The sequence below is a fragment of the Micromonospora sp. USAFONa4 genome, assembly GCF_057197825.1.
The window spans coordinates 2,087,717-2,114,087 of record NZ_CM170072.1 but is presented as its reverse complement, the minus strand read 5'-3'; the positions used below and the strand labels follow the sequence as shown (position 1 = coordinate 2,114,087).

Annotated in this window: 14 protein-coding genes and 1 pseudogene; 8 read left to right on the top strand and 7 right to left on the bottom strand. The window is 72.7% G+C overall.

Annotation, left to right across the window (positions count from 1 at the left end; translation table 11 throughout):
- Positions 1 to 253 precede the first annotated feature (253 nt).
- From AC0OO9_RS08785 to mce, 4 genes are all read right to left on the bottom strand, one after another.
- A complete protein-coding gene (locus AC0OO9_RS08785; RefSeq protein ID WP_484516835.1) occupies positions 254 to 2,551 on the bottom strand; it encodes a coiled-coil domain-containing protein in 2,298 nt (765 codons plus the stop codon).
- Positions 2,552 to 2,737: 186 nt separating this feature from the next.
- Complete coding sequence (locus tag AC0OO9_RS08780) at positions 2,738 to 4,000, bottom strand: coiled-coil domain-containing protein (RefSeq protein WP_132231256.1); 1,263 nt, start codon at positions 3,998 to 4,000, stop codon at positions 2,738 to 2,740.
- Between the two features lie 310 nt (positions 4,001 to 4,310).
- The gene (gene ccrA, locus AC0OO9_RS08775; RefSeq protein ID WP_484516833.1) at positions 4,311 to 5,666 is read right to left on the bottom strand and encodes a crotonyl-CoA carboxylase/reductase; all 1,356 of its coding nucleotides are present in this window, start codon (positions 5,664 to 5,666) and stop codon (positions 4,311 to 4,313) included.
- A gap of 348 nt (positions 5,667 to 6,014) precedes the next feature.
- A complete protein-coding gene (gene mce, locus AC0OO9_RS08770; protein WP_121399562.1) occupies positions 6,015 to 6,488 on the bottom strand; it encodes a methylmalonyl-CoA epimerase in 474 nt (157 codons plus the stop codon).
- Between the two features lie 61 nt (positions 6,489 to 6,549).
- On the opposite strand from mce, the gene AC0OO9_RS08765 reads away from it, so the two are divergent.
- The 6 genes and pseudogenes from AC0OO9_RS08765 to AC0OO9_RS08740 all read left to right on the top strand — a co-directional run.
- On the top strand, positions 6,550 to 7,749 hold the full coding sequence (locus AC0OO9_RS08765) for an acetyl-CoA C-acetyltransferase (RefSeq protein WP_484516831.1): 1,200 nt from the start codon (positions 6,550 to 6,552) through the stop codon (positions 7,747 to 7,749).
- Between the two features lie 102 nt (positions 7,750 to 7,851).
- The gene (meaB, locus tag AC0OO9_RS08760) at positions 7,852 to 8,787 is read left to right on the top strand and encodes a methylmalonyl Co-A mutase-associated GTPase MeaB (protein WP_393168171.1); all 936 of its coding nucleotides are present in this window, start codon (positions 7,852 to 7,854) and stop codon (positions 8,785 to 8,787) included.
- Positions 8,788 to 8,862: 75 nt separating this feature from the next.
- Entirely contained in the window at positions 8,863 to 9,276 is a 414-nt protein-coding gene (locus AC0OO9_RS08755) for an Asp23/Gls24 family envelope stress response protein (protein WP_311412026.1), read from the top strand.
- 108 nt (positions 9,277 to 9,384) lie between these two features.
- Positions 9,385 to 11,073 carry a coenzyme B12-dependent isobutyryl-CoA mutase large subunit gene (gene icmA / locus AC0OO9_RS08750; protein WP_311412025.1) on the top strand — a complete coding sequence of 563 codons (1,689 nt, stop codon included), beginning with the start codon at positions 9,385 to 9,387 and terminating at the stop codon, positions 11,071 to 11,073.
- A 239-nt stretch (positions 11,074 to 11,312) separates the two neighbouring features.
- On the top strand, positions 11,313 to 12,230 hold the full coding sequence (locus AC0OO9_RS08745; RefSeq protein ID WP_311412024.1) for a tetratricopeptide repeat protein: 918 nt from the start codon (positions 11,313 to 11,315) through the stop codon (positions 12,228 to 12,230).
- An 87-nt stretch (positions 12,231 to 12,317) separates the two neighbouring features.
- A pseudogene (locus AC0OO9_RS08740) lies at positions 12,318 to 13,260 on the top strand (arginase family protein); the annotation flags it as partial.
- A gap of 1,539 nt (positions 13,261 to 14,799) precedes the next feature.
- On the opposite strand, the gene AC0OO9_RS08735 reads toward AC0OO9_RS08740, so the two are convergent.
- Positions 14,800 to 16,761: a penicillin-binding transpeptidase domain-containing protein gene (locus tag AC0OO9_RS08735; protein ID WP_484516829.1), complete on the bottom strand. Its 1,962-nt coding sequence runs from the start codon at positions 16,759 to 16,761 to the stop codon at positions 14,800 to 14,802.
- A 287-nt stretch (positions 16,762 to 17,048) separates the two neighbouring features.
- On the opposite strand from AC0OO9_RS08735, the gene AC0OO9_RS08730 reads away from it, so the two are divergent.
- Positions 17,049 to 22,127 (top strand): NAD-glutamate dehydrogenase, encoded by a 5,079-nt coding sequence (locus tag AC0OO9_RS08730; RefSeq protein WP_484516827.1) that lies wholly within the window; start codon positions 17,049 to 17,051, stop codon positions 22,125 to 22,127.
- Positions 22,128 to 22,212: 85 nt separating this feature from the next.
- Here the strand turns inward: AC0OO9_RS08730 and AC0OO9_RS08725 are convergent, their stop codons facing one another.
- The gene (locus AC0OO9_RS08725; RefSeq protein WP_484516826.1) at positions 22,213 to 22,896 is read right to left on the bottom strand and encodes a class F sortase; all 684 of its coding nucleotides are present in this window, start codon (positions 22,894 to 22,896) and stop codon (positions 22,213 to 22,215) included.
- 1 nt (position 22,897) lies between these two features.
- On the bottom strand, positions 22,898 to 23,965 hold the full coding sequence (locus tag AC0OO9_RS08720) for a hypothetical protein (protein WP_484516824.1): 1,068 nt from the start codon (positions 23,963 to 23,965) through the stop codon (positions 22,898 to 22,900).
- A gap of 570 nt (positions 23,966 to 24,535) precedes the next feature.
- On the opposite strand from AC0OO9_RS08720, the gene AC0OO9_RS08715 reads away from it, so the two are divergent.
- A complete protein-coding gene (locus AC0OO9_RS08715) occupies positions 24,536 to 26,314 on the top strand; it encodes a glycoside hydrolase family 6 protein (protein ID WP_484516823.1) in 1,779 nt (592 codons plus the stop codon).
- Positions 26,315 to 26,371 lie beyond the last annotated feature (57 nt).

The window sequence follows — 26,371 nt, the reverse complement described above, 5'->3', positions numbered from 1 at the left end:
GGCGGATCCCACCGGGAGCGTACGCCGCAGGCCCGACCGTGCCACCCGCCCGAGCCGTACCACCCGCCCGAGCCGTGCGATCTGACCCGGCCGTGCCACCGGGACCAGCCAACGCCACCTCTCCGCGCACCCTCTGAGACGCGGGCACGACCGAGGTCCTGAGATCTTGGTACGGAACGGCCCCTATAGGGGTCCGATCCTGCCAAGATCCGCCCGACGCACCCGAATCGTCGGGCGGGGGAGCGGCCAGGGGTCAGTCCTTCTCGACGACGACCTTGCTCGGCTTGGCGCTGCGCTCGTCGGTGGTCGGCTTCGCCGGGCGCTTGCCGTTCTCGCCGGTGCTGGTGATCTTCGTCGGGGTGGCGCCCCGACCTCCCTCGCCGGGCACCGCCGCCACGGTCGGCTCCCCGTCCACGCCGGCGCTGGCCGTACCCCCGTCGACGGTGGTGACGGTGGCCTTGCCGTTGGCCGGCTGCCCGGCGTCGGCCGGCTCGATCCGGCCCTTGGCCGGCTGCCCGGCGTTCTCCGGCTCCACCTTGCCGGCGGCGGGCTTCCCGTCCGAGGAGGACGGGGCCGCATCCGCCTTGGCCGCTTCCGTCGGGGCCGTGCCCGCTCCCGCCGTGGCCGCACCCGCGCCCGCCGGGGTCCTGTCCGCCTTGTCCGTGTCCGCGGCGACCGGGGTCGTGTCCGCGGCGACCGGGGTCGTGTCCGCGCCGACCGGGGTCGTGTCCGCGCCGACCGGGGTCGTGCCCGCGCCGACCGGGGCAGTGCCCGCACCCGCCGGGGTCTTGTCGGCCGTGGGCTTGTCCGTGTCGGGGCGGGGCCTGCCGCCGTTCGCCGTGGCCGGCTTGCCGTCCGCGACCACCGGGGCGGCGGCGCCGTCCGTCCCGCCCGGCCGGTCGGCCGCGGCGAGCCGACCCAACCGCAGCTCCGCCACCTGTCGCTGGAGCTCGTCGGACTCCTGCCGGGACTTCCAGGTCTCCTGCCGCAGGTCGGCCAGCTCCTGCTGGGCCTGGGCGATCTCCAGCATCACCTGGGCGAGCTGCTGACGGCTGGCGGCGGCCTCCTGCTGCGTGGCGGCGAGGTGCTGCTGCGTGGTGGCGAGGTGCTGCTGCGTCGTGGCCGCGTACTCCTCGAACTGCCGCCGCGACGTCGCCACGTGCTCGTCGGCCTTGCGGCGCTTGTCGGCCGCCTCCGACTCGGCCCGGCCGAGCAGCGCCGCGGCCTCCTCCTCGGCCTGCCGGCGCATCGTCAGGGCGTCCTGCTCGGCGGCCTGGCGGACGGCGGCGGCACCCTGCTCGATCTCGTTCTTCCGGGCGGTGTACTCCGCCTCCAGCGCGGCGCGGCGCGACTCGAACCCGGACTCCAGCTCGTCGTGCCGGCTCGTGTGCTGCTTCTCCAGCTCGGCGAGCCGGGTCTTGTACTGCTTCTCCAGCTCGTCGCGGCGCTTGGTGAACTCCTGCTCGGCCGTCGCGCGGCGCTGGGTCAGCTCTCGGTCCGCGGCCTCGCGCCGGCTGTTGACCTCCTGCTCGACCCCGGCCCGCCAGGCGCCCAGCTCCTGCTGCGTCTGGGCCCGGGCGTGCTGCACGTACGCCTCGGTCTCGCTGCGCATCCGCTGCACGTACGCCTCGGTCTCGGCGCGGTTGCGCTTGGCCGTCTCGGCCGCCTGGGTGGTGAGCCGCTCGGCCTCCTGGCGGGCCTTCTCGCGGGTGGCCCGGCCGGCGCTCGCGGCGTCGTCGATGATCTGCTTGGCGTCCCGCTGCGCCTTGGCGTGGGTGGCCCGGCCCGCCTCGGTGGCCTGGTCGACCAGGCGCTTGGACTCCTGCTGGGCCTTGGCGTGCACCTCCTTGGCGGCCTCCCGCAGCTGGGTGGCCTCCTGCTGCGCCTTGGCGTGCACCTCCTTGGCGGCCTCGCGCAGCTTGGTCGCCTCCTGCTGGGCCCGCTGGTGGATCTCCTTGGCCGCGTCCCGCAGCTGGGTGGCCTCCTGCTGGGCCTTCGCGAGCGCCTCCTGGGCGGCCTTGCGCAGCCGGGCGGCCTCGTCCTTGGCGGTCCGGACGGCGGCGTCCGCCTCGGCCTTGCGGGCCGCGGTGTGCCGTTCCTCCTCCGTCCGGCGGGCGGCCAGCGCGATCTCGAAATCCTTGAGGGCGGTGGCGGCCTGCTCGCGGGCCTCGTCGACGATGTGCTCCGCGGCGGCCCGGCGAGCCTCGATCTCCTCGTTGGCGGAGGCCAGGATCGCGTCGGCCTGCTCCTCGGCGATGGTGAGGATCTGCTCCACCCGCGGGCCCAGGTGCCGGTAGGAGACGTTCTCGAGCGCCCCGGACGACTTGCGCGCCTGGGCGAGGTCGCGTTGGAGCACCTCGACCTGGCCGGCCAGCTTGTGGATCTGTGTGTAGGCCTGTTCCCGCTCGGCCGCCAGGGCCGCGATCTCGTGCTCCGCGCGAGCGACGTACCGGTCGACCTGTCGTTTCTCGTACCCCCGCAGAGCGGACTCGAAGCTGGGCTCCGTGGTCACATCCCCGCCGAGAGCGAACAGTTCCTCGCCGTGCGACATGCCCCCATCCTCACACGCCTCCAGTCCGGCTGGGGCGATACGGACGCCCCGGATAGGACCTACTTCACTGCCGACACGCCCGGGCAATTCGGTTGGCGGGAAAAAGCGTACGGCGCGGGGCGCACCGGTCACCCGGTGTCACCCCGCGCCGTGGAAATCATGCCCCGGTCGGGTGGGTCGGTCGGGTCAGTTGGCGGTCTCCGCGGCCACCCGCTCGTCGGCGTTGTCGGCCTTCTTCGCCTCCGGCTTGGCCGGCGCGGCCGGCGGCGTGGCCGGCACGCCCGGCACGATGCCGGCGAGGCCGGAGAGCATCTGGCCGAGCTGCGAGGTGACGGCGTCCTTCTGCCGGGTGAGGTCCTCGACCTCGCGGCGGGCCGCCTGGGTGGTCAGCTCGGCCTCGGTGCGCGCCTCGGTGAGCAGGCGCTTCGACTCGGCCTTCGCCTCGGTGAGGGTCTTGTCGGCCAACGCCTTGGCCTTGTCGACCGTCTCGTTGGCGGTGCGCTCCGACTCGACCCGGCGGGCCTCGGCGCGCTGCTCGATCTCCTTGGCCCGCTCCTGCGCGGCGTGGGCCCGCTGCTCGGCCTCGCTGACCAGCTTCTGGGTCTGGGCCACCTGCGCGGCGTGCCGCTCGGACTCCTCGCGCTCGGCCTTCTCCCGGCGCTCGGCCAGCTGGAGCTCCAGGGCCTGGAGGTCCTTGTCGCGCTTGTCGCGGGCGTCGGTGAGCAGCTTGGTCGCCTCGGCGCGCTTCTCCTCGGCCTCGCGGGCCGCCTTCGCCCGCTGCTGGGTGATCTCCCGCTCGGCGGTGGCCCGCAGGGTGGCGACCTCGCGCTCGACGGTGGACTTCAGCTCGGCGACCTCGTGGGCGGTGACCGTGCGCAGCTGCTTGGTCTCCCGGTCGGCGTCGGCGCGCAGCGTGTCGGCCTCGCGCCGGGCCTGGACGCGGACCTCGGCGGCCTCGCGCTCGGCGGCGGTGCGGACGCTGCCCGCCTCCCGCTCGGCGTTGGCCTTCATGGCCGCCGCCTCGGCGCGCGCCTTGTCGGTGATCTCGCGCGCCTCGAGGCGGGCGGCGGAGAGGATGCCCTCCGACTCGCGCTTGGCCTCGTTGCGGTGGTCGTTGGCCTGCTCCTCGGCCAGCCGCAGGATCTGCTCGACGCGGGTGCCGAGGCCGGAGAGGGTGGGCCGGCTGTTCTCCTCGAGCTGCTTGTTGGTGTCGGCGAGCTTCTGCTCCAGCGCGCTCATCCGCTGCTCGGCCTGGCGGAGCCGTCGCTGGGCGTCGTTCATCCGCTGCTCGGCCTCGGCGCGGGCCTGCTCGGACTGGGTCAGCGCGGCCGTCATCCGGCCGATGAAGTCATCGACCTGGTGGGTGTTGTAGCCGCGCAGGCCAACGGTGAAATCGGGCTGCGAGTTCGCGTTATCGAAGAACGCAAGAGGGGAGGACTGCTGGGGCATTGGGACATACTCGCAGACCCCCCAGGGTGCTTCGCAAGAGCGGTGCCGAGCTTTCGTGTCCTCATTACATGGTCAACTGCGGGTCCGCCGAGGACCGGGCAGATCGCCGATCTTGGCAGGTCCCGGGCGGGTCGGACGGCACGGAGCGTGACAGGGGAGAGGGCACGGAGCGTGACATGGAAAAGGGCCGCGGGAGTGCCCCGCGGCCCTTTGTCGCGCCATGGTCGGCATCGCTCGAATGAGCGTCCGACACTAGGCGGAAAGGCAATCGCCGTTCACCGCAATGGTTGACGGCGCCTCGTCCCTCGGGTCAGTGGCCGCGGAACCGGTTGATCGCGTCCTCGTGCCGGGAGCGCAGCTCGCGGTCGCGTACGCCGAGGCCGTCCGTCGGGGCGAGGCAGCGGACGCCGACCTTGCCCTGGTGCGCGTTGCGGTGCACCTCGTACGCGGCCTGGCCGGTCTGCTCCAGCGCGTAGGTCTTCGACACGGTGGGGTGGACCTTGCCCAGTGCCACGAGCCGGTTGGCCTCCCACGCCTCGCGGTAGTTGGCGAAGTGGCTGCCGATGATCCGCTTCAGGTGCATCCAGAGGTAGCGGTTGTCGTACTGGTGCAGGTAGCCGCTGGTGGAGGCGCAGGTGACGATGGTGCCGCCCTTCTTGGCCACGTAGACGCTGGCGCCGAAGGTCTCCCGGCCGGGGTGCTCGAAGACGATGTCCGGGTCGTCGCCGCCGGTCAGCTCGCGGATGCGCTCGCCGAAGCGGCGCCACTCGTCCTGGTCCTGGGTCTGCTCGTCCTTCCAGAAGCGGAAGCCCTCGGCGGTGCGGTCGATCACCAGCTCGGCGCCCATCTTCCGGCACAGCTCCGCCTTCTCCGGCGAGGAGACCACGCAGACCGGGATCGCGCCGCCGTTGAGCGCCATCTGGGTGGCGTAGCCGCCGAGGCCGCCGGAGGCGCCCCAGATCAGCACCACGTCGCCCTGCTTCATGTTCGCCCCGTGGTGCGACACCAGCTGCCGGTACGCCGTCGAGTTGACCAGCCCCGGGCTGGCCGCCTCCTCCCAGCTCAGGTGGCGCGGCTTGGGCATCAGCTGGTTGGCCTTGACCACGCACAGCTCGGCCAGGCCGCCGAAGTTGGTCTCGAAGCCCCAGATCCGCTGCTGCGGATCCAGCATGGTGTCGTCGTGCCCGGCCGCGTCCTCCAGCTCCACGGAGAGGCAGTGCGCGACGACCTCGTCGCCGGCCTTCCACTTCGTCACCCCGGGCCCGGTGCGCAGCACCACGCCGGCGGCGTCGGAGCCCACCACGTGGTACGGCAGGTCGTGCCGGCGGGTCAGCTCGGAGAGCCGGCCGTAGCGCTGGAGGAACTTGAAGGTCGGCAGCGGCTCGAAGATGCTGGTCCAGACCGTGTTGTAGTTGATCGCGCTCGCCATCACCGCGACCAGCGCCTCGCCCGGGCCCAGCTCCGGCGTCGGCACCTCCTGCACGTGCAGCGCCTTGCGCGGGTCCTTGTCCCGGGTGGCCAGGCCGTCGAACATCCGGGTCTCGTCGGCGCGCACCACCACGCCGCGGTACGTCTCGGGTACCGGCAGGCCGGCGATCCCGGCGAGCTCCCGTGCGGGTTGGTCGGATCCCTCCGCCGCCATGATCGCTTCGAGGATGTCCTGCACGTCGACCTCCCGTTCGTCCGCACCCCGCCCACGCGGGCCTGGGTGCTGCCATCGTCGGCGTCGGTGCGGCCCACCGCCATGTCGGCATCCGACACATCCGGTACCGGCCGCGCTCCCGTGGGGCGGGACGTTACTGAACAGTAGGTAGGGCCGGAAGTCCTCTGTGAAAAACTGCATTGGCCGATGCGTGGAGGTGCCCGGGCGGCGGTGGAACCACGCACCAGCGTGCTCGCAGGGGCCTCCGGCCCCTCTCCCACCAGCCGGGGAGGGCCCCCCGGCCCCTCTTCCGCCAGCCGGGGGAGTGGCCTCCGGCCCCCCGCCCGGTCGGCGGGGGCCGGAGGTGGGGGATCAGTGCCCGGCGGCGGGCTCGACGAGTTCGACCAGCACCCCGCCGGCGTCCTTCGGGTGGACGAAGTTGACCCGCGAGTTGGCGGTGCCGCGCTTCGGGGTGTCGTAGAGCAGCTTCACGCCCCGCTCGCGCAGCTTCGCGCAGGCGGCGTCGATGTCCTCGACGGTGTACGCCACCTGCTGCACGCCCGGGCCCTTCTTGTCGAGGAACTTGGCGATGGTCGACTCCGGGGTCAGCGGGGCGAGCAACTGCACGCAGCCGCCCTCGGCGTCCGGGCCGACGGCCAGCATCGCCTCGCGTACGCCCTGCTCGGCGTTCACCTCGGTGTGCACGCAGCGCATCCCGAAGGTGCGCTGGTAGAAGTCGATCGCGGCGTCCAGGTCGGCGACGGCGACCCCGACGTGGTCGATGCGGCGCAGGCCGATGTCTGTGACATAGTCGGCAGCGGTCTCGACGGGGGAGTTCTCAGCCATGGCGCTAGTCTGACCGAACAATCGTTAAGGCGTACAGGTCGGCACCCCCTCGGAGGCAGGCATGGCTTCGGTGATCGTCAGCGGCGCGCGGACCCCGATGGGGCGCCTGCTGGGCAACCTCAAGGACCTCCCCGCGACCAGGCTCGGCGGCATCGCGATCAAGGCAGCGCTCGAGCGGGCCGGCGTCGCCCCCGAGCAGGTCCAGTACGTGATCATGGGGCAGGTGCTCCAGGCCGGCGCCGGACAGATCCCGGCCCGCCAGGCGGCGGTCGAGGCCGGCATCCCGATGTCCGTGCCGGCGCTGACCGTCAACAAGGTCTGCCTCTCCGGCCTGGACGCGATCGCCCTGGCCGACCAGCTGATCCGCGCCGGCGAGTTCGACGTCGTCGTCGCCGGCGGCATGGAGTCCATGACCAACGCCCCGCACCTGCTGCTCGGCCAGCGCGGCGGCTACAAGTACGGCGACGTGGTGGTCAAGGACCACATGGCGCTCGACGGGCTCACCGACGCCTGGGACAGCTGCGCGATGGGCGAGTCCACCGAGCGGCACAACGGGCGGCACGGCATCACCCGCGAGGAGCAGGACGCGTTCGCCGCGACCAGCCACCAGCGGGCCGCCGCCGCGCAGAAGAACGGCCACTTCGCCGACGAGATCACCCCGGTGGTCATCCCGCAGCGCAAGGGCGACCCGTTGGTGATCAGCGAGGACGAGGGGATCCGCCCGGACACCACCGCCGAGTCGCTGGCGAAGCTGCGCCCGGCGTTCGCCAAGGACGGCACCATCACCGCCGGCAGCGCCTCGCCGATCTCCGACGGCGCCGCCGCGGTGGTCGTCATGAGCAAGGCCAAGGCCAAGGAGCTGGGGCTGTCCTGGCTGGCCGAGATCGGCGCGCACGGCAACGTCGCGGGCCCGGACAACTCCCTGCACTCGCAGCCGTCCAACGCGATCCAGCACGCCCTCAAGAAGGGCGGGCTCGGCATCGAGGACCTGGACCTCATCGAGATCAACGAGGCGTTCGCCCAGGTGGGCATCCAGTCCACCCGTGACCTCGGGATCAGTCCGGACAAGGTCAACGTCAACGGCGGGGCGATCGCGCTGGGCCACCCGATCGGCATGTCCGGCGCCCGGCTGGTGCTCACCCTCGCGCTGGAGCTCAAGCGCCGGGGCGGCGGCACGGGCGCCGCGGCGCTCTGCGGCGGCGGCGGCCAGGGCGACGCGCTGATCATCCACGTCCCGGCCCCCGGCGAGAGCGGTCACTGACCGCCGGCCGGCCGATCCCGTAGAGGCAGCACAGTGAGCGAGATCGTCGACAACGTCCCGGCGGCGGGCGCACCCCCGGTGCGCCGCAGCCGGGACGTGCCGATGCTGGTCGAGCGGGCCCGCGCGGGCGATCCGCGAGCGGTGGCCCGGCTGATCACCCTGGTCGAGTCGGGCGACGAGACGCTGCCGCGGATCGCGGCGGCCCTCGCGCCGTACGCCGGCCAGGCCCAGGTGGTCGGGCTGACCGGCTCGCCCGGGGTGGGCAAGTCGACCACCACCAACGAGCTGGTCCGGGCGCTGCGCGCCCGCGGCCACCGGGTGGGCGTGCTGGCCATCGACCCGTCCAGCCCGTTCACGGGCGGGGCGATCCTCGGCGACCGGGTCCGGATGCAGGACCACGCCACCGACCCGGGCGTCTACATCCGGTCGATGTCCAGCCGGGGCCACCTGGGCGGGCTGTCGGCCGCCACGCCGCAGGCGGTGCGGGTGCTGGAGGGCGCCGGCTGCGACGTCGTGCTGGTGGAGACCGTGGGCGTCGGGCAGGCCGAGGTGGAGGTCGCCTCGCTGGCCGACACCACACTGGTGCTGCTCGCCCCCGGCATGGGCGACGCGATCCAGGCGGTCAAGGCCGGCATCCTGGAGATCGCCGACGTCTTCGTGGTCAACAAGGCCGACCGGGACGGCGCCGACGCCACGTACCGCGACATCCAGGGCATGATCGCCCTGGGCGAGCGTGGCCCGGGCGACTGGCGGCCGCAGGTGGTGCGCGCGATCGCCTCCCGGGGCGAGGGGATCGACGACATCGCCGCCGCCATCGACAAGCACCGCGCCTGGCTGGTCGAGCACGGCGAGCTGCGTCGCCGCCAGGAGGCGCGGGCCGCCGCCGAGGTCGAGGCGATCGCGCTGGGCGTGCTCCGCGCCCGGATCGGTTCCCTGCGCGACGGTACGGAGCTGCCGGCGCTCGCCGCGAAGGTGGCCGAGGGCGCCCTCGACCCGTATGCGGCGGCCGACGAACTGCTCTCCCAACTCGGCTCCTGAGGGGCCCCGTCGAGCTAGTACGCTCGCACCGCTCCACGGTCGGCGTGGGGCGGTGCGCGGCGGAGTGGGGAGACGATGGGCGACGAGGCGACGCAGGAGCTGTCGGTGACGCCGGACGCGGTGCCGGGCGGGACGACGCTCGTCTCCGACGAGGTGGTGGAGAAGATCGCGGTGGCCGCCGCGCGGTCCGTGCCCGGGGTGGTCGAGCTGGGCGGCGACGTGGCCCGGTTCTTCAACGCGGTGCTCGACAAGGTCGGGCTCGACCAGGTCGGCGACGCCCGGCGCGGCTGCTCGGCCCACGTGACGAACGGCGCGGCAGTGGTCAACCTGGTCATCGTGATCGAGGCCGGCCGGGCGGTGCCGCAGGTGACCGCCGAGGTCCGGGCGCAGGTCGCCGGGGCGGTCGAGGCGTACGGGCTGCGGGTCGACGAGGTCAACATCAGGGTCGACGACGTGGCCCTGGGCGGTCCCGCCGCGCCCGTCGCGTGACGCGTCCGGCGGCTCAGGTTACCTGCCGGTACGAACTTACTTAGCGATCGTTCAGGTCTGGGCTCTACACTCGCAGTGCAGTCGAGGACTCGAGGAGGAGCCCCGCCGATGAACGCCGACGAGATCGCCGCCGGACGGGCGCGCTGGCAGGCCCGCTACGACGCCGCGCGCAAGCGGGACGCCGACTTCACCACGCTCTCCGGGATGCCCGTCGACCCGGTCTACGGGCCGCCGGAGGGCGTGCCCTACCCGGGCTTCGAGCGCATCGGCTGGCCGGGCGAGTACCCGTACACCCGGGGTCTCTACCCGACCGGCTACCGCGGGCGGACCTGGACGATCCGGCAGTTCGCCGGGTTCGGCAACGCCCAGCAGACCAACGAGCGCTACAAGATGATCCTGGGCGCCGGCGGCGGGGGCCTCTCCGTCGCCTTCGACATGCCCACGCTCATGGGCCGGGACTCCGACGACCCGCAGGCGCTCGGCGAGGTGGGCCACTGCGGCGTCGCCATCGACACCGCCGCCGACATGGAGGCCCTCTTCGACGGCATCGACCTGGCCGGGGTCACCACGTCGATGACCATCTCCGGGCCGGCCGTGCCGGTGTTCTGCATGTACCTGGTGGCCGCCGAGCGGCAGGGCGCCGACCTGTCCACGCTGGACGGCACCTTGCAGACGGACATCTTCAAGGAGTACATCGCGCAGAAGGAGTGGCTCTTCGACCCGGAGCCGCACCTGCGCCTGATCGGCGACCTGATGGAGTACTGCGCCCGGGAGATCCCGCGCTACAAGCCGCTCTCGGTCTCCGGCTACCACATCCGCGAGGCCGGCTCGACCGCCGCGCAGGAGTTGGCGTACACCCTCGCCGACGGGTTCGGCTACGTCGAGCTGGGGCTCTCCCGGGGGCTCGACGTCAACGTCTTCGCGCCCGGCCTGAGCTTCTTCTTCGACTCGCACGTCGACTTCTTCGAGGAGATCGCCAAGTTCCGGGCCGCCCGCCGCATCTGGGCCCGCTGGCTGCGCGACGTCTACGGCGCGACCAGCGAAAAGGCGCTCTGGCTGCGGTTCCACACGCAGACCGCCGGGGTGTCGCTGACCGCCCAGCAGCCGGTCAACAACGTGGTGCGTACCGCCGTGGAGGCGCTCGCGGCGGTGCTCGGCGGCACCAACTCGCTGCACACCAACGCCCTGGACGAGACCCTGGCGCTGCCCACCGACGAGTCCGCCGAGATCGCCCTGCGTACCCAGCAGGTGCTGATGGAGGAGACCGGGGTGACCAACGTGGCGGACCCGCTGGGCGGGTCCTGGTACGTCGAGGCGCTCACCGACAAGATCGAGGCCGAGGCGGAGGAGATCTTCGCCCGGATCCGGCAGCTCGGCGGGGAGGGTCCGCACCAGATCGGCCCGATGACCTCCGGCATCCTGCGCGGCATCGAGGACGGCTGGTTCACCGGCCACATCGCCGAGTCCGCCTTCGTCTACCAGCAGGCGCTGGAGAAGGGCGACAAGCGGATCGTCGGGGTCAACTGCCACACCGGCACGGTCGCCAAGGACCTGGAGATCCTGCGCATCTCGCACGAGGTGGAGCTGGAGCAGCGCCGGGTGCTGGCCGAGCGGAAGGCCGGCCGCGACGAGGCCGCCGTCAAGGCCGCCATCGAGCGGATGGTCGCCGTCGGCCGGACCGACGGCAACATGATCCCGGCCATGCTGGACGCCGTACGCGCGGAGGCCACCCTCGGCGAGATCTGCGACGCCCTGCGCGCCGAGTGGGGCGTCTACCGCGAACCCGCCCGCTTCTGACCCCGTCCCCCCTCGACCCCGCGATCCCGCTCCACCGCGATCCCGCACCCCGTGTCCCGGCAGCCGCCGGGCAGGCCTCGTACCGGGGACCGGAGGTGCGGGATCGCGCGATGCCGGGCGGGAGGTCGGGCAGGGACGCGGGGACGGGGTGGGGAAGGGCGGGAGCAGCCGTGACAGTCGCAACTGTCGCCGTCGCGGTTGATCTGAGTTCCGTGGGTCGCGTGCGAGACTAGGTAACCATGAGCGACCCACGGATCACCTCGTCGATCTTCACCCGCGGCGCGGTCGACCTCAGCGCGCTGCGCACCCCCGCACCGGCCCCTGCCCGCCCCGCCACCCCGGCACAGTCCGCCCCCTCCGCCGATTTCCCCGGCGCCGCCGGTGGCGGCGTCGCCGTCATCGACGTGAGCGAGGCGACATTCCAGTCCGAGGTTCTCGAGCGCTCGCTCACCACACCGGTGATCGTGGACTTCTGGGCCGAGTGGTGCGAGCCGTGCAAGCAGCTGAGCCCCGTGCTGGAGCGGCTGGCCGCCGAGGGCGGCGGCGCCTGGGTGCTCGCCAAGGTCGACGTGGACGCCAACCCCCGGATCGCCCAGATGTTCCGGGTGCAGGGCATCCCGATGGTCTACGCGGTGGTCGGCGGCCAGCCGATCGACGCCTTCTCCGGCGTGGTGCCCGAGGCGCAGCTGCGGCAGTGGATCCAGGCGGTGCTCAAGGCCGGTGGCGTGAGCGTCGCCGAGCCGGAGGACCCGCGCCTCGACGAGGCCGACGACGCCCTGATGAGTGGCGACCTCGACGCGGCCGAGCAGGCGTACCGCAAGATCCTCGCGGAGTCGCCCGCGGACGCCGCGGCGGAGGCGGGCCTCGCCCAGGTCGGGCTCGCCCGCCGGGTGGCCGGGGCCGACCCGGGCGCGGCCGTCGCCGCCGCCCAGGCGAACCCCGACGACGTCGAGGCCCAGCTCCTGGCCGCCGACATCGAGGTGCTCAGCGGTCAGGCCGAGGCGGCGTACGCCCGCCTGGTGGGCCTGGTCCGTCGCACCGCCGGCGAGGAGCGGGAGAAGGTACGCCAGCACCTGGTCAGCCTCTTCACGGTCGCCGGGCCGGAGGATCCCGCGGTCGCCGCGGCGCGCCGGGCCCTGGCCAGCGCCCTGTTCTGAGCACCACGCCCTGCTTGTGAGTACGTAGCACGCCAGCGCGGGCCGGCGTTCCGGCCGGCCCGCCCGACACCTCGAGGACGGGAGCCCATGATGCGCCGGATCGCCGTCCTCGACGCGCCCAGCAACCTCGGCCTGCGCCCACCCACGTCCACCTCGGTCCCCGGCTGCGGCAAGGCCCCGGGGGCGCTGCGCGACCAGGGGCTGCTCGCCCGGCTGCGGGCCCGCGACGCGGGCTGCCTCACCGCGCCCCGCTACGACCCCGGCGACTGGCGACCGGGCGACGGGGTCTGCCACGCCCGTGAGATCGCCGACTACTCGGTGGCGCTCGCGGAGCGGATCGGCGCCATCATCGACCGCAGCGAGTTCCCGCTGGTGCTCGGCGGCGACTGCTCCATTCTGCTCGGTTCGGCACTGGCCATGCACCGGCTCGGCGAGGCGGTCGGCGGGCGCATCGGGCTGGTCTTCGTCGACGGCCACTCCGACTTCCGGCACCCCGGCAACGCCTCCTACGTGGGCGCGGCGGCCGGCGAGGACCTCGCGCTGGTCACCGGGCGGGGGCAGGCCGACCTGGCCGCCATCGAGGGGCGCCGGCCGTACTTCCGGGACATCGACGTGGTGGTGCTCGGCATCCGGGCGCAGGACGAGTACCGCCTCGACCTCCAGGCCGCCGGGATCACCACCCGACCGGTGCCGGCGCTGCGCGCCGAGGGCGCCGCGCGTACGGCACAGTGGGCGCACGAGCAGCTCGCCGACTGCGCCGGCTACTGGGTGCACATCGACGTGGACGTGCTGGACCCGGCCGTGATGCCGGCGGTCGACGCCCCCGACCCGGGCGGGATCGCCTTCGCCGAGCTGGAGATCCTGCTCGCCGGCCTCGTCGACACCCCGCACTGCCTCGGCGTCGAGCTGACCGTCTTCGACCCCGACTACGACCCGGACGGCGCGTACGCGGCCGAGATCGTCAACACCGTGGTGGCCGGGCTGCGCCCGGTCTCGGCGCCGACGGCTTCGCCGCCCCGACTGCTGCCGGGCCCGTCGGCGTCCGCCGCCCCGTCCGCGCCGTCACGCTCTGCCGCCCCGACCAGGCCCTCCGCCCCCACCACGCCCTCTGCCCCCACCAGGCCCTCCGCCCCCACCAGGCCCTCCGGCCCCACCACCCCCTCTGCGTCCGCCGCGCCGAGCGTGCCGTCTGCGTCTGCCGCCCCCGGCGTGCCGTCTACCTCTGCCGTCTCGTCCGGGCCGTCTGCTGTCTCGTCCGGGCCGTCTGCCGTGTCGGCTGGGCCGTCTGTGTCTGCCGCCCCTGCCACGCGCTCGGCGTCTGCTGGCTCGGTTGGGCCATCGGCGTCTGCGGATTCGGCCGGGCCGTCGGCGTCTGCCGGCTCGGTCGTGCCCTCGGTCCAACGGAGCAACGGTCGTCCCGAGGTGCCGATCATGCCTCTGTCGGCCTCCGCCCCGGCGCTCGTTTCCGCCCCCGTTCCACGCAGTGACGGCGACGACCGGCACCCGGGCGGCGCCGAGGAGCGTGCCGAGAACGTTCCGCCAGCCCCGCTCCGGCCGCTCGGGCCGGTGGCCCCGGTTGCCGCCGCCTCCGACGGTCTCGCCGTGCCGGAACCCGTCGGCCCGCCCGTCTCCGCAGGCCCGGGCCTGCTGCGCCGGGCACCGCTCGCGGGCCTCGACCCGGGCGACCCGCTGCCCCCGCCCGAGGACGGCACCTCGCCATCCGCCGCCGGTATCGCCTGACCCCCTGTCGAGCTGCCCCATCTGTGCGCCCACCTGCCGGGCCCGGTCGCGCCGGGACGGCTGACCGCACGTGCCCGGTTCAGGTCGAGGCGGGGTGGGGCGGCTGGTGGCGCGTGCCCGTTCGGGGCGAGGCGGGGCGGCTGGTGGCGCGTGCCCGGGGCAGGTCACGGCCGGGCGGCGGTGGCACGTGCCCGAGACGGTCGAGGTGGGCCGCAGTCAAGGCAGGGCCAATTGCTCTAGAGCCGGCGCGCCTGCCGGGTCCGGTCGCGGAGGCTGGTGGCACGCGAGGTGACGAGTGGAACGTCATGGGTGTCACCGGAGGTCTTTGACAACCATGACGTTCCACCGGTGGATCGCCGGACGTGCGCCCGGCTGCGTCGGCGCCTGCCTCGTCGGTAGGGGCAGCTCCACAGCGTCGCGCAGGAGCCTCCGCCACCCGGTGATCAGGACGCCATGGACGTCAAAACCGCCCGGTGGCGTCCATGGCGTCCTGATCACCAAAGCTCGCTTCATGGCGGCAGGCAGGTGGGGCTCCCGGTGCGGCGACCGGCCCTTTGTCCGACCGGCTTGGGCCGAGCTTGGGCTGGCGCAACTTCGCGTCGCCCTTGCCGACACGTGACGGACGACGCCGACCGGGACGTGACCGCGTGAACCGCGAAGCGGCGGTGCCCACGGCTACCCGACGCCGCCGGTCAACGCCAACGCCAATACCGCCGGCACCGGCAACGCCAATACCGCCCGGCAACGCCAATACCGCGGGCACCGGCAACGCCAATACCGGCGGCCTCGGCACGGGCACCGGCCTCGGCACCGAGGCCGGTGGGGCTGGTCAGCGGGAGAGGGCGCGGAGGAAGCGTTCGGTGGCGGGGACGGCGGTGGCGGTGCTGGCTCCGCCCTTCTCGACGAAGACCGCGAACGCCACGTCGCCCTGCCAGCCGACGAACCAGGCGTGCGTGTGCGCCGGGTTGTCGTCGTACTCGGCGGTGCCCGTCTTGCCGTGCACCGGCGCGCCCGGCACGTCCCGCAGCGCGCTGCCGGAGCCGGCCGTGACCACCTCCCGCATCATCGCCCGGACCCCCTCGACCGACTCCGGCTTGAGCTGCGGGCCGGGGGCGGCGGGCTGGGCCGGGGCGGGGTCGAGGACCAGCTTCGGCTGCTCGAATCGACCCCGGGCGACCGCCGCGGTGGCCGACGCCATGGCCAGCGGGCTGACCAGCGTGGTGCCCTGGCCGATGGCGGCGGCGGCCTGCTCGGTCGCCCCGCCGTTCGCCGAGACCTTGCCGGTGAAGGCGTCGAGGCCGACGTCCCACTGCCCCTCCAGCCCGAGGGAACGACCGGTCACGGCCAGTCCGTCGGGGCCGAGCTTCGGCGCCAGCGCGGCGAACGCGGTGTTGCAGGACTTGGCGAAGTCGGTGCGGAAGGGCACCGGCCCCAGCACGAAGTTGTCGGAGTTCTTGAACGGCTTGCCGTCGACCGTGAACGTCTTCGGGCAGTCCACCGTCGCGGCCGGCGTGACCGCGCCCCGGTCGAGCAGGCCGAGCGCGCTGACCATCTTGAAGGTGGAGCCCGGCGGGACCTGGGCGGTGAAGGCCAGGTTCTCTCCGGCCGCGCCGGGACCGTTGGCCGCGGCGAGCACCGCGCCGTCGCTGATCCGCACCGCCACCAGCGCCGCCCGGCGCTTCTCGCCGCGCAGGGCGGTGTCGGCCGCGTTCTGGGTGGCGACGTCGAGCGTGGTCTTGACCGGCTGCCCCGGCTTCGGCTCGCTGCGGAACACCTCGGTGCCGGTGGGCACCAGAGTGCCGTCCGGGCCGGGGCGCTCGGTGATCACGGTCAGCCCAGCCGCGCCGCGTAGCCGCTCGTCGTGGCGTCCCTGGAGGCCCCCGTGACCCACCAGGTCGCCGGCCTGGTAGCGGTCGGGGTGCTGGGCGAGGTCGTCGGCCTGGGCCGGGTCGACGGAGCCGAGCACCGCCCGGGCGAACTCGCGGGTGGGAGCCAGGTCGAGCTTGTCGCTGCGGAACTTGGTGCCCGGCAGGTCGTAGATGCGTTGTTTGATCTGCCGGTACGCCTCCTCGCGCAGGGTCACCACCTCGACGAACGCGCCCGGATCCGCGTCGTCGAGCCGCTTGCGCAGCCCGGAGAGGTCCACCGGCGGGGTGATCGCCGGTCGGATCGCCCGGAAGGCCGCGTCCAGCCTCCGGGTCAGGCCAGGGAGGTCGGTGACCTCGCCCGGTTGGAGCCCGACCCGCACCACGGGTCGGGGCGCCACGATCGGCTGGCCGGCGGCGTCGAGCACCGCGGCCCGGGTGGCGGTGTCGCGGCGCAGCCCGAGCCGGTCGCCCCGGGTGAGCTGCTCCTGCACCACCTGCGGCTCCCAGATCACCCGCCACTCGTCGCCGCCGCGGGTGAGCCGCACCGGACGCTCGTACGCCCAACGGGTCCCGCCCGGGAGGGCCCAGTCGACCTTGACCACCGCGGTCGCGACGTCCTTGGTCACCTTCGCCTCGCCCCGGCGGGTCAGCGTCGGCGGCGTGGCCGCCAGCTCGCCGGAGAGCTCCTTGAGCTCGCGGGCGACGTCGGCCGCCGGCACCTTGGCGCCGGTCGGGTCGACGAAGCCGACGGCCTGGAGGTCGCCCGAGCGCCAGCCGGACATGAACGCGTCGACGCTGCGCTCCGGTCCGTCACCGCCCGAGCACGCGGTGAGGGCGCCGGCTGCGAGCGCGGTCGCGGCGAGCAGCGCCAGCGACGGGCGGAGCCGGTTGCGGCGGGGGCGGCGGGGGTACGACAGGCGCATGGAAGCGGATCTCCGATCTCGGAACTGCCCTGCACGCTAGTACGGCGGCGCCGTTCGTACCGTCCCCCCGCACCGGGACGTGCGGAAAGAGAGCCGCTGCCCGGGTGATGAACGACTGGTGGCGGGGTACTCCCGAACCGGCCAACCTCGTACCCGCAACGGGTGAAAGGACGAAGTCCGGAACCGGACGTCCGCACTGTGGTCCGCCGAGCAAGGGGCGGAACGGCAGGGCCTAGGCTGGGCGGCAGAGTGACCCACAATGCGGTGGGTCGAGGGGAGTGGCACCGATGGACCGGCGTCCGGCGATCAAACCGGGACCCGACCTCCGGCAGGATGACACCGGCCGGGACGACAGCTTCGATTCGGCGACCGACGGGGACGGCTTCGGCCGCCTCGACACAGGAGTGACCGGGATGACCGGTTCGAGTATCGACACCCTCCACGATCTGGGCCTGCCCGTTGACGCGCTGGCCGACGACGTGGAGGACAACGAGCTCGACGAGCCGGTTCCCAACGTGGAGCGCCTGGTCGCCCAGGCGGTCGCGCTCGCCGGCGACGACCACGACGCGGCGACCCTGGTCAGCCGCTTCTGGCGGTTCGCGCCGGACGAGGAACTGATCGGCTTCACCGCCGAGGAGATGCTGGAGGCGGCCCGCGCGCACCGCGACCTCGCCCAGCAGCGCGTACCGGGCGAGTTGAAGCTGCGCATCCACGAGCCCGACGCCGAGCAGCACCACTCCGTCATCGAGATCGTCACCGACGACATGCCGTTCCTGGTCGACTCGGTGACCGCCCTGCTCAACTCGCACCACCTGGACGTGCACCTGCTGGTCCACCCGCTGGTGGTGGTCCGGCGCGAGCCGCTGGGCCAGCTGGTCGAGGTCTCCGCCGACGTCGAGCCCGACGACGCCATCGCCGGCGACCTGGTCGAGAGCTGGATGCACATCGAGATCGACCCGGTGCGTGACGCCGCCGAGCGGGACCGGCTGCGCCGGGAGCTCCAGCGGGTGCTCACCGACGTGCGGGAGGCGGTGGAGGACTGGCCGAAGATGCGCCAGCGCGCCCTCGCCCTCGCCGACGAGCTGGCCGCCGCGCGGACGTCGGACAACCGGCCGCCGGTGCCGGAGAAGGACATCACGGACTCGGTGGAGCTGCTCCGCTGGCTCGCCCACGACCACTTCACGTTCCTGGGCTACCGGGAGTACCGGCTGGTCGACACCGGCGAGTCGGGTGCCGCGGACGGGGAGCGGGGCAGCGGCCAGGCCCTGGAGGCGGTGCTCGGCACCGGGCTGGGCATCCTGCGCCAGGACTCCCCGGAGGCCCGGCCGCTGTCGTCGATGACGCCCGAGGCGCACGACAAGGTCACCGAGAAGCGGCTGCTGATCATCACCAAGGCGAACTCGCGGGCCACCGTGCACCGCTCCGCCTACCTCGACTACATCGGCTTCAAGATCTTCAACGAGGCCGGCGAGGTGATCGGCGAGCGGCGCTTCCTGGGGCTGTTCTCGACGGCCGCGTACCGGACGAGTGTGCAGGAGTTGCCCGTCGTCCGGCGGAAGGTGGCCGAGGTGCTGGACCGCTCCGGCCTGAGCCAGCGCAGCCACTCCGGCAAGGACCTGCTCCAGATCCTGGAGACCTACCCGCGCGACGAGCTGTTCCAGATCAAGACCGAGGACCTCTACCACGCGGTCATCGGGGTGCTGCGGATGGCCGGCCGCCGGCAGCTGCGGGTGTTCCTGCGCCGGGATGCGTACGGGCGGTTCATCTCCTGCCTGATCTACCTGCCCCGGGACCGGTTCACCACCCAGAACCGCCTGCGGATGCAGGACATCCTGCTGCGCGAGCTGAACGGTGTCGGGGTCGACTACACGACCCGCGTCACCGAGTCGATGCTCGCCCGGGTGCACTTCATCGTCCGGACCGACCCGAGCCGGACCCCGGGCGACATCGACGCCGACCTGCTCGCCGAGGAGCTGGCCGACGCGACCCGGCTCTGGGACGACGACTACCGGCTGGTGCTGGAGCGCAAGCTCGGCGACGAGCAGGCCAAGCACCTGTTCACCCGCTACGCCGACGCCTTCCCGGAGGGCTACAAGGACGGCCACACGCCGTACGAGGCCATGAAGGACCTGGCGAAGCTGGAGCTGCTGGAGGAGCCCGGCCAGCTGGAGATGCACCTGTTCCGCAAGCAGCTCGCGCCGCGGGCCGGCGGGCGGGGGCCGGACGTCGACGAGGCGATGGACGTCCGCTTCAAGGTCTACCGCTACGGCGAGCCGATGATGCTCTCGGCCGTGCTGCCGGTGCTGCACTCGCTCGGCGTCAAGGTGGTCGACGAGCACCCGCACGAGGTGGACCGGATCGACGGTCGGGTCTACCTCTACGACTTCGGGCTGCGGCTGCCGGAGGTCCACCAGGAGCTGTCCGAGGTGCGCCCGCACGTGGAGAACGCCTTCGCGGCGGCGTGGCGGGGCGAGGCCGAGGTGGACGGCTTCAACGAGCTGGTGCTGCGGGCCGGCCTCACCTGGCGGCAGGTCGTGGTGCTGCGCGCGTACGCGAAGTATCTGCGCCAGGCCGGCACGGTCTTCTCCCAGGAGTACATGGAGCAGACCTTCATCGCGTACCCGAGGATCGCCGCCCTGCTGGTGGAGTTGTTCGAGGTGCGGTTCGCGCCCGGCGAGGACGGCCACGAGCAGCGGCAGCAGCACAGCGCCGAGCTGGTGGGCGACATCCGGGCCGCGCTGGACGATGTCGCCAGCCTCGACCAGGACCGGATCCTGCGCGCCTACCTGACGATGATCCAGGCCACCCTGCGCACCAGCTTCTACCAGAAGCGCACCGACGGGCGGCCGAAGTCGTACGTGGCGCTCAAGCTGGACCCGCAGGCGATCCCGGACCTGCCGGCGCCGCGGCCGAAGTTCGAGATCTTCGTCTACTCGCCGCGCTTCGAGGGCGTGCACCTGCGGTTCGGGCCGGTGGCCCGGGGCGGGCTGCGCTGGTCCGACCGCCGGGAGGACTTCCGCACCGAGGTGCTCGGCCTGGTCAAGGCGCAGATGGTGAAGAACGCCGTCATCGTGCCGGTGGGCGCCAAGGGCGGCTTCGTGCTCAAGCAGAAGCCGGGGGACCGCGACGAGGCGGTCGTCTGCTACAAGGAGTTCATCTCGGCGCTGCTGGACGTCACGGACAACATCGTCAGCGGCGAGATCGTGCCGCCGGAGGACGTGGTCCGGCACGACGGCGACGACCCGTACATGGTGGTCGCGGCGGACAAGGGCACGGCGACGTTCTCGGACATCGCCAACGAGATCTCCACGGCGCACCAGTTCTGGCTCGGCGACGCGTTCGCCTCCGGCGGCTCGGCCGGCTACGACCACAAGAAGATGGGCATCACCGCCCGGGGCGCCTGGGAGTCGGTGAAGCGGCACTTCCGCGAGATGGGTCACGACACCCAGACGCAGGACTTCACCGTGGTCGGTGTCGGCGACATGTCCGGCGACGTGTTCGGCAACGGGATGCTGCTGTCGGAGCACATCCGGCTGGTGGCCGCGTTCGACCACCGGCACATCTTCCTCGACCCCGACCCGGAGGCCGCCGCCTCGTACGCCGAGCGGAAGCGGCTGTTCGACCTGCCCCGCTCGTCGTGGGAGGACTACGACCGGGGACTGATCTCGGCCGGTGGCGGGGTGTACCCGCGTACCGCCAAGTCGGTGCCGGTCTCGCCGCAGGTCCGCGCGGTGCTGGGCCTGGGCGACGACGTCACGCAGATGTCGCCGCAGGAGCTGATGAAGGCGATCCTGACGGCACCGGTCGACCTGTTCTGGAACGGCGGCATCGGCACCTACGTGAAGGCCTCCAGCCAGACCAACGCGGAGGTGGGCGACAAGTCCAACGACGCGATCCGGGTGGACGGCAGGAACCTGCGGTGCCGGGTGGCCGGCGAGGGCGGCAACCTGGGCTGGACCCAGCTCGGCCGCATCGAGTACGCCCAGACCGGCGGCCGGATCTACACGGACTTCATCGACAACGCGGCCGGGGTGGACTGCTCCGACCACGAGGTGAACATCAAGATCCTGCTGAACACGGCGGTCGCCGACGGCGCGTTGACGGTCCCCGAGCGGGACGAGCTGCTCGCCGCGATGACCGACGAGGTCGCCGAGTTGGTGCTGCGGGACAACTACGACCAGGCCCGGGCGATCAACAACGCGCAGGCGCAGGCCGCCTCGCTGCTGCCGGTGCACCGGCGGATGATCACCGATCTGGAGCGCTCGGGGGCGCTGGACCGGTCCCTGGAGGCGCTGCCGCCGGACGACGAGATGGCGGTGCGGACCGAGTCCGGGCTGACCGCGCCGGAGTTCGCGGTCCTGCTCGCGTACGTCAAGATCGTCCTTGAGACGGAGATCCTGGCGGAGGGGCTCGCGGACGAGGAGTGGACGACCGAGGTCCTGGTCAACTACTTCCCGACGCCCATGCGCGAGCGGTTCGCCGACCGGATGGGCCAGCACCGGCTGCGCCGGGACATCGTGACGACGGTGCTGGTCAACGAGGCGATCAACCGGGGCGGCATCTCGTTCGTCTTCCGGGTGGTCGAGGAGACGGCCGCCTCGGCGGCGGACGTGATCCGGGCGTACGTGGTGGTCCGCGAGGTGTTCGGGTTGCGCGCGCTGTGGGACGCGGTGGAGGCCCTGGACAACAGGATCGACCCCGAGTTGCAGACCAGCGTCTACCTGGACACCCGGCGCCTGCTCGACCGGGCGGTGCGGTGGCTGGTGACCAACCGCCGTTCGCCGATCGACGTGCCGGCGGAGATCGCCCGGCTGCGCGACGGGGTGGCCCAGCTCCTGCCCGACCTGGAGGAGCGCTTCTACGGCAGCGAGCGGGACTCCCTCGCGGCGCACATCGACTCGCTCACCGAGCGGGGGCTGCCGCGTGACCTGGCGGAGCAGGCGACCCGGCTGATGTACAGCTTCGGCCTGCTCGACGTGGTGGAGACCGCGGCGAGCAGCGGGCGGGACGTGGGCGAGGTGGCCTCGGTCTACTTCGTGCTCTCCGACCGGTTCCGGGTCGACTCGCTGCTGTCGAAGATCTCCCTGCTGCCGCGCGAGGACCGCTGGCAGACGCTGGCCCGGATGGCGCTGCGCTACGACCTGTACGCCGCGCTGGCCGCGCTGACCGCGGAGGTGCTCGACTCCACCGCCGGCAGCCTGTCGCCGCAGGAGCGGGTGCTCCAGTGGGAGCAGTCGAACGCCACGTCGATCCACCGCGCCGAGCGGGCGATGGGCGAGTTCGACGAGTCCCGGGCGGACCTCGCCGCCCTGTCGGTGCTGCTGCGCCAGATCCGCACCCTGGTGCGGACCTCCGCCGCCGCCTGACGCGTACGGCACGCGGCCCGGCCGGTCTCCCGACCGGCCGGGCCGCGTCGTGTCCCCCGGTGGAGGCTGCCGCGCGGGTGCCGGCTCACGCCGGCATGGAGGCGAAGACGACCACGTTGTCGGGGTAGCTGCCAGCGGCCTGGTCGAAGGCGCCGCCGCAGGTCACCACGCGCAGGCCGGGCCGGTCGCTGGGACCGTAGACCTGCTCGGTCGGGAACTCCGTCTTCGGGTACGCCTTGACCGACTCGACGGTGAAGGTGGCCTGCTGCCCGTCCTCCCGGGTGACGGTGATGGTGTCGCCCGGTTGCAGGGCACCGAGGGAGAAGAAGACCGCCGGCCCGATCTTCGCGGAGTCGACGTGCCCGACGATGACCGCGTTGCCGATCTCACCCGGGCTCGGCCCCGGCTCGTACCAGCCGGCCAGCTGCGCCTGCTCGAGCGGGGGCACCTGGACGGTGCCGTCCGGGTTGGTGCCGAGCGACATGATCGAGGCGTCGACCCCGATCCGGGGGATGGCGATGGTGGTGGGGGCGGAGCGCGCCAGGCCCGTGCCGGCGACGTCCGGGTCCGCGTCGGGGTTCGGCACGTCGGGGTCCGCCGGCCCGGTGCTGGCGGGCGCCGCCAGGGGCTGCGGGGGGCGGGGCGCGGGCGCGGTCTTGACCGAGGCGCCGACCAGACCGGCGCCGACCATGGCGACCACGACGACGACGGCCGCGCCGGCGGCGCGCCACGGTCTCCCGTGACGGCCGCCGGCCGGTGTCGCCGTCATGTCAGACGAAGGACTCATCGGTCCGACGCCGGCGCATCAGCACGAGGCCGCCCAGGGCCGCCGCGCCGATCAGGCTCGCCCCACCGGCGGCCAGGCCCCGGTCGGTGCCGACGCCGACGCCACCGTCACCACCGTCGACCCCACCGCGCGGCAGCACGACCAGTTCGCCCTCGCCGCAGGAGCCCTTGAGCTCGTAGCGGCCCGGCTTGGCGTCCTCGGAGACCTCGGCCTCGCCGTAGTAGATGAAGTCCCGCTTGTGCTCCCAGCGGCCCTCGTCCTTGCCGTTGCCGTTGCCCTCGGACTCCTCGTCCGACCAGCCGCCGTGGTGGCCCTTCCGGTCGTACTCGTCCGAGCCGTTGCTGTCCGAGCCGTACCCGTCGTGGTCCTTGCGGTCCTCGCGGTCGTACTCGTCCGAGCCGTTGCTGCCCGAGCCGTACTTGTCGTCGCGGCCCTCGTGGCCCTCGCGGCCCTCGTGGTCGCCCTTGTCGTGGCCCTTGTCGCGGCCCTCGCGGTCGCCCTCGGCGTCCTGGCCGTGCTCGTAGCCCTTCCAGTCGCGCTCGCCCTCGGCGCCGGCGTCGGCGGCGCCGCCACCCTGGCCGTTGGCGGGCGGCTGGCCACCGTTGGCCGGCGGCTGCGGCTGTCCGGTGGCGGTGTTCGACGGCTGCGGCTTGGGCGTCTCGTCCTTGCCGTTGTCGCGGCCCTTGTCGTGGTCGCGGCCCTTGTCCTCGTGGTCCTTGCCCTTGTCGTGGTCGCGGCCCTTGTCCTCGTGGTCGCGGCCGTTGTCGCGGGAGTCCTCCTCCCCGCCACGCCAGTCGGTGCGGCCCTGGGCCGGCTTGAGCTTGACCTTGCCGGTGACCTTCGACCACACGAAGGCGTGCTCCTGCCGGTCCGGGCAGACCTCGAGCAGCTTCACCGTCTCGCCCGCCCTGACGACGTGCGGCTTGGCGTAGACCTTGCCCTCGTCGTTGTGGTGGCCGTCCGCGAACGCGATCCCCGGCGTGAACACGAGCAAGGAGGCGCCACCGAGGGCCGCGCCAGCAACGACCTTCCCGAGCATCTTGTTTGCCATGACCTGCGTCACTCCATCCCTGTTGTCCTGGAGCCCGGTGACAACCGAGCTACGGACGACGTTAGACCGTTTCACGAGCTATGCAGGGAAAGATTCGTGTTTTGGTATTTGCGGAGGCTACGGGCGATAGGAGAGCTACGCCGCTTTGGCGGCGTGTCCGGTCGGCTCGGGTGGTTCCCGCCCTCGCGGCACCCGGTGAGTCGGTCGCGCGGCGCGTGCCCGCGCCGGTGGTCCCGTCCCGTCCCGTTCGCCCCGCCGGCACCGGCCGTCGCCCCCGGGCGTTCCCCGACACATCGAGGCATTGCCATGGAAGCGCTCCCATGCAAGAATCGCTGCACGCGGTTCGGGGAGCCACACCGCGCAGGCAGGAGTCGAGGGCACCGGTCCGCCGGACGACATCCCGCCTCCCGACCGGCCCATCGTCGCCGGTCGGACCACCACCAAACGCCCGTCCGGGTCGGGCACCCCCCGAAGAACCCCGTGGTACCGGCGGACGTCCGCGCAGGACGCCCATCGGGCCGTATCGCCGGGCCGTTAGCGGGTCCGGTCTCGCCCAAGGAGATCAGTGGCATGAATGTGTGGAGAAGGCTGTCCGGCCCCCGCCGGGCCCTCGCGCTCGGTGGCGCGGGCGCTCTGGTCGCGGGCGGACTGGTGACCCTGCCGGTCACCGTGGCGCACGCCGCCACCCAGTGCGACGTGTCGTACACGACAAGCGACTGGCAGGGCGGGTTCACCGCCTCCGTCAACATCAAGAACACCGGCGACGCCCTCAACGGCTGGACGCTGGGCTTCACCTTCCCCGACGGCAACCAGCGGGTGCAGCAGGGCTGGTCGGCCCGCTGGTCCCAGAGTGGCCGCAACGTCACCGCGCAGAACGAGTCCTACAACGGCGCGGTGGCCAGCGGCGCCACGGTGAGCCTCGGCTTCAACGGCGCCTGGAGCGGCAGCAACCCGAAGCCGACGTCGTTCACGCTCAACGGCGTGACCTGCAACGGCGGTGGCCCCAACCCCACCACCCCGCCGCCCAGCACCCCGCCGCCGTCGACGCCGCCGCCGACCACCCCGCCGCCCACGACCCCGCCGCCCCCCGGCCAGCGGGTGGACAACCCGTACCTCAACGCCAAGGGGTACGTGAACCCGGAGTGGAAGGCCAAGGCCGAGTCCGTGCCCGGCGGCAGCCGGGTGTCGAACAACCCGACCGCCGTCTGGATCGACCGGATCGCCGCCATCAACGGCACCCCGGACAGCAGCTCCAACGGCGCGATGGGCGTCCGTGACCACCTGAACAAGGCGCTCGAGCAGGGGGCGAACTACATCCAGTTCGTCATCTACAACCTGCCCGGCCGCGACTGCGCCGCGCTGGCCTCCAACGGTGAGCTCCAGGCTCACGAGCTGCCCCGCTACAAGGCCGAGTACATCGACCCGATCGCCGCGATCCAGGCCGACCCGAAGTACGCCAGCCTGCGGATCGTCAACATCATCGAGATCGACTCGCTGCCGAACCTGGTGACCAACACCTCCGGCAACCCCGGTGGCACCGCGATGTGCGACACGGTGAAGGCCAACGGCGCCTACGTCAACGGTGTCGGCTACGCCCTGTCGAAGCTGGGCGCGATCGGCAACGTCTACAACTACATCGACGCCGCCCACCACGGCTGGATCGGCTGGGACAGCAACTTCAGCCCGACCGCGCAGATCCTGAAGGACGCCGCCGTCGCCTCCGGCAGCACGGTGAACAACGTGCACGGCTTCATCGTCAACACCGCCAACTACTCGGCGCTGCGCGAGCCGTACATCAAGATCACCGACAACGTCAACGGCACCAGCGTGCGGCAGTCGAAGTGGATCGACTGGAACTTCTACGTGGACGAGCTCTCGTTCGCCCAGGCGTTCCGCAACGAGCTCGTCGCCAAGGGCTTCGACTCGAAGATCGGCATGCTGATCGACACGTCCCGCAACGGCTGGGGCGGCACCGCCCGGCCCACCGGCCCGGGCGCGACGACCAGCGTGGACACGTACGTCAACGGCGGTCGGGTGGACCGTCGGATCCACGCCGGCAACTGGTGCAACCAGGCCGGGGCCGGCCTGGGCGAGCGCCCGAAGGCCGCGCCGGAGCCGGGCATCGACGCCTACGTCTGGGTGAAGCCCCCGGGCGAGTCGGACGGCTCCAGCAAGGAGATCCCGAACAACGAGGGCAAGGGCTTCGACCGGATGTGCGACCCGACCTACACCGGCAACGCCCGCAACGGCAACAGCATGAGCGGCGCCCTGCCGGACGCCCCGATCTCGGGCGCCTGGTTCCCGGCGCAGTTCACGCAGCTCATGCAGAACGCGTACCCGGCGCTCTGAGACTGGAGCCCACCCGCCGCTGGCAGTAGGTGAGGCGCTCCAGCGGCAGGTTCCCCG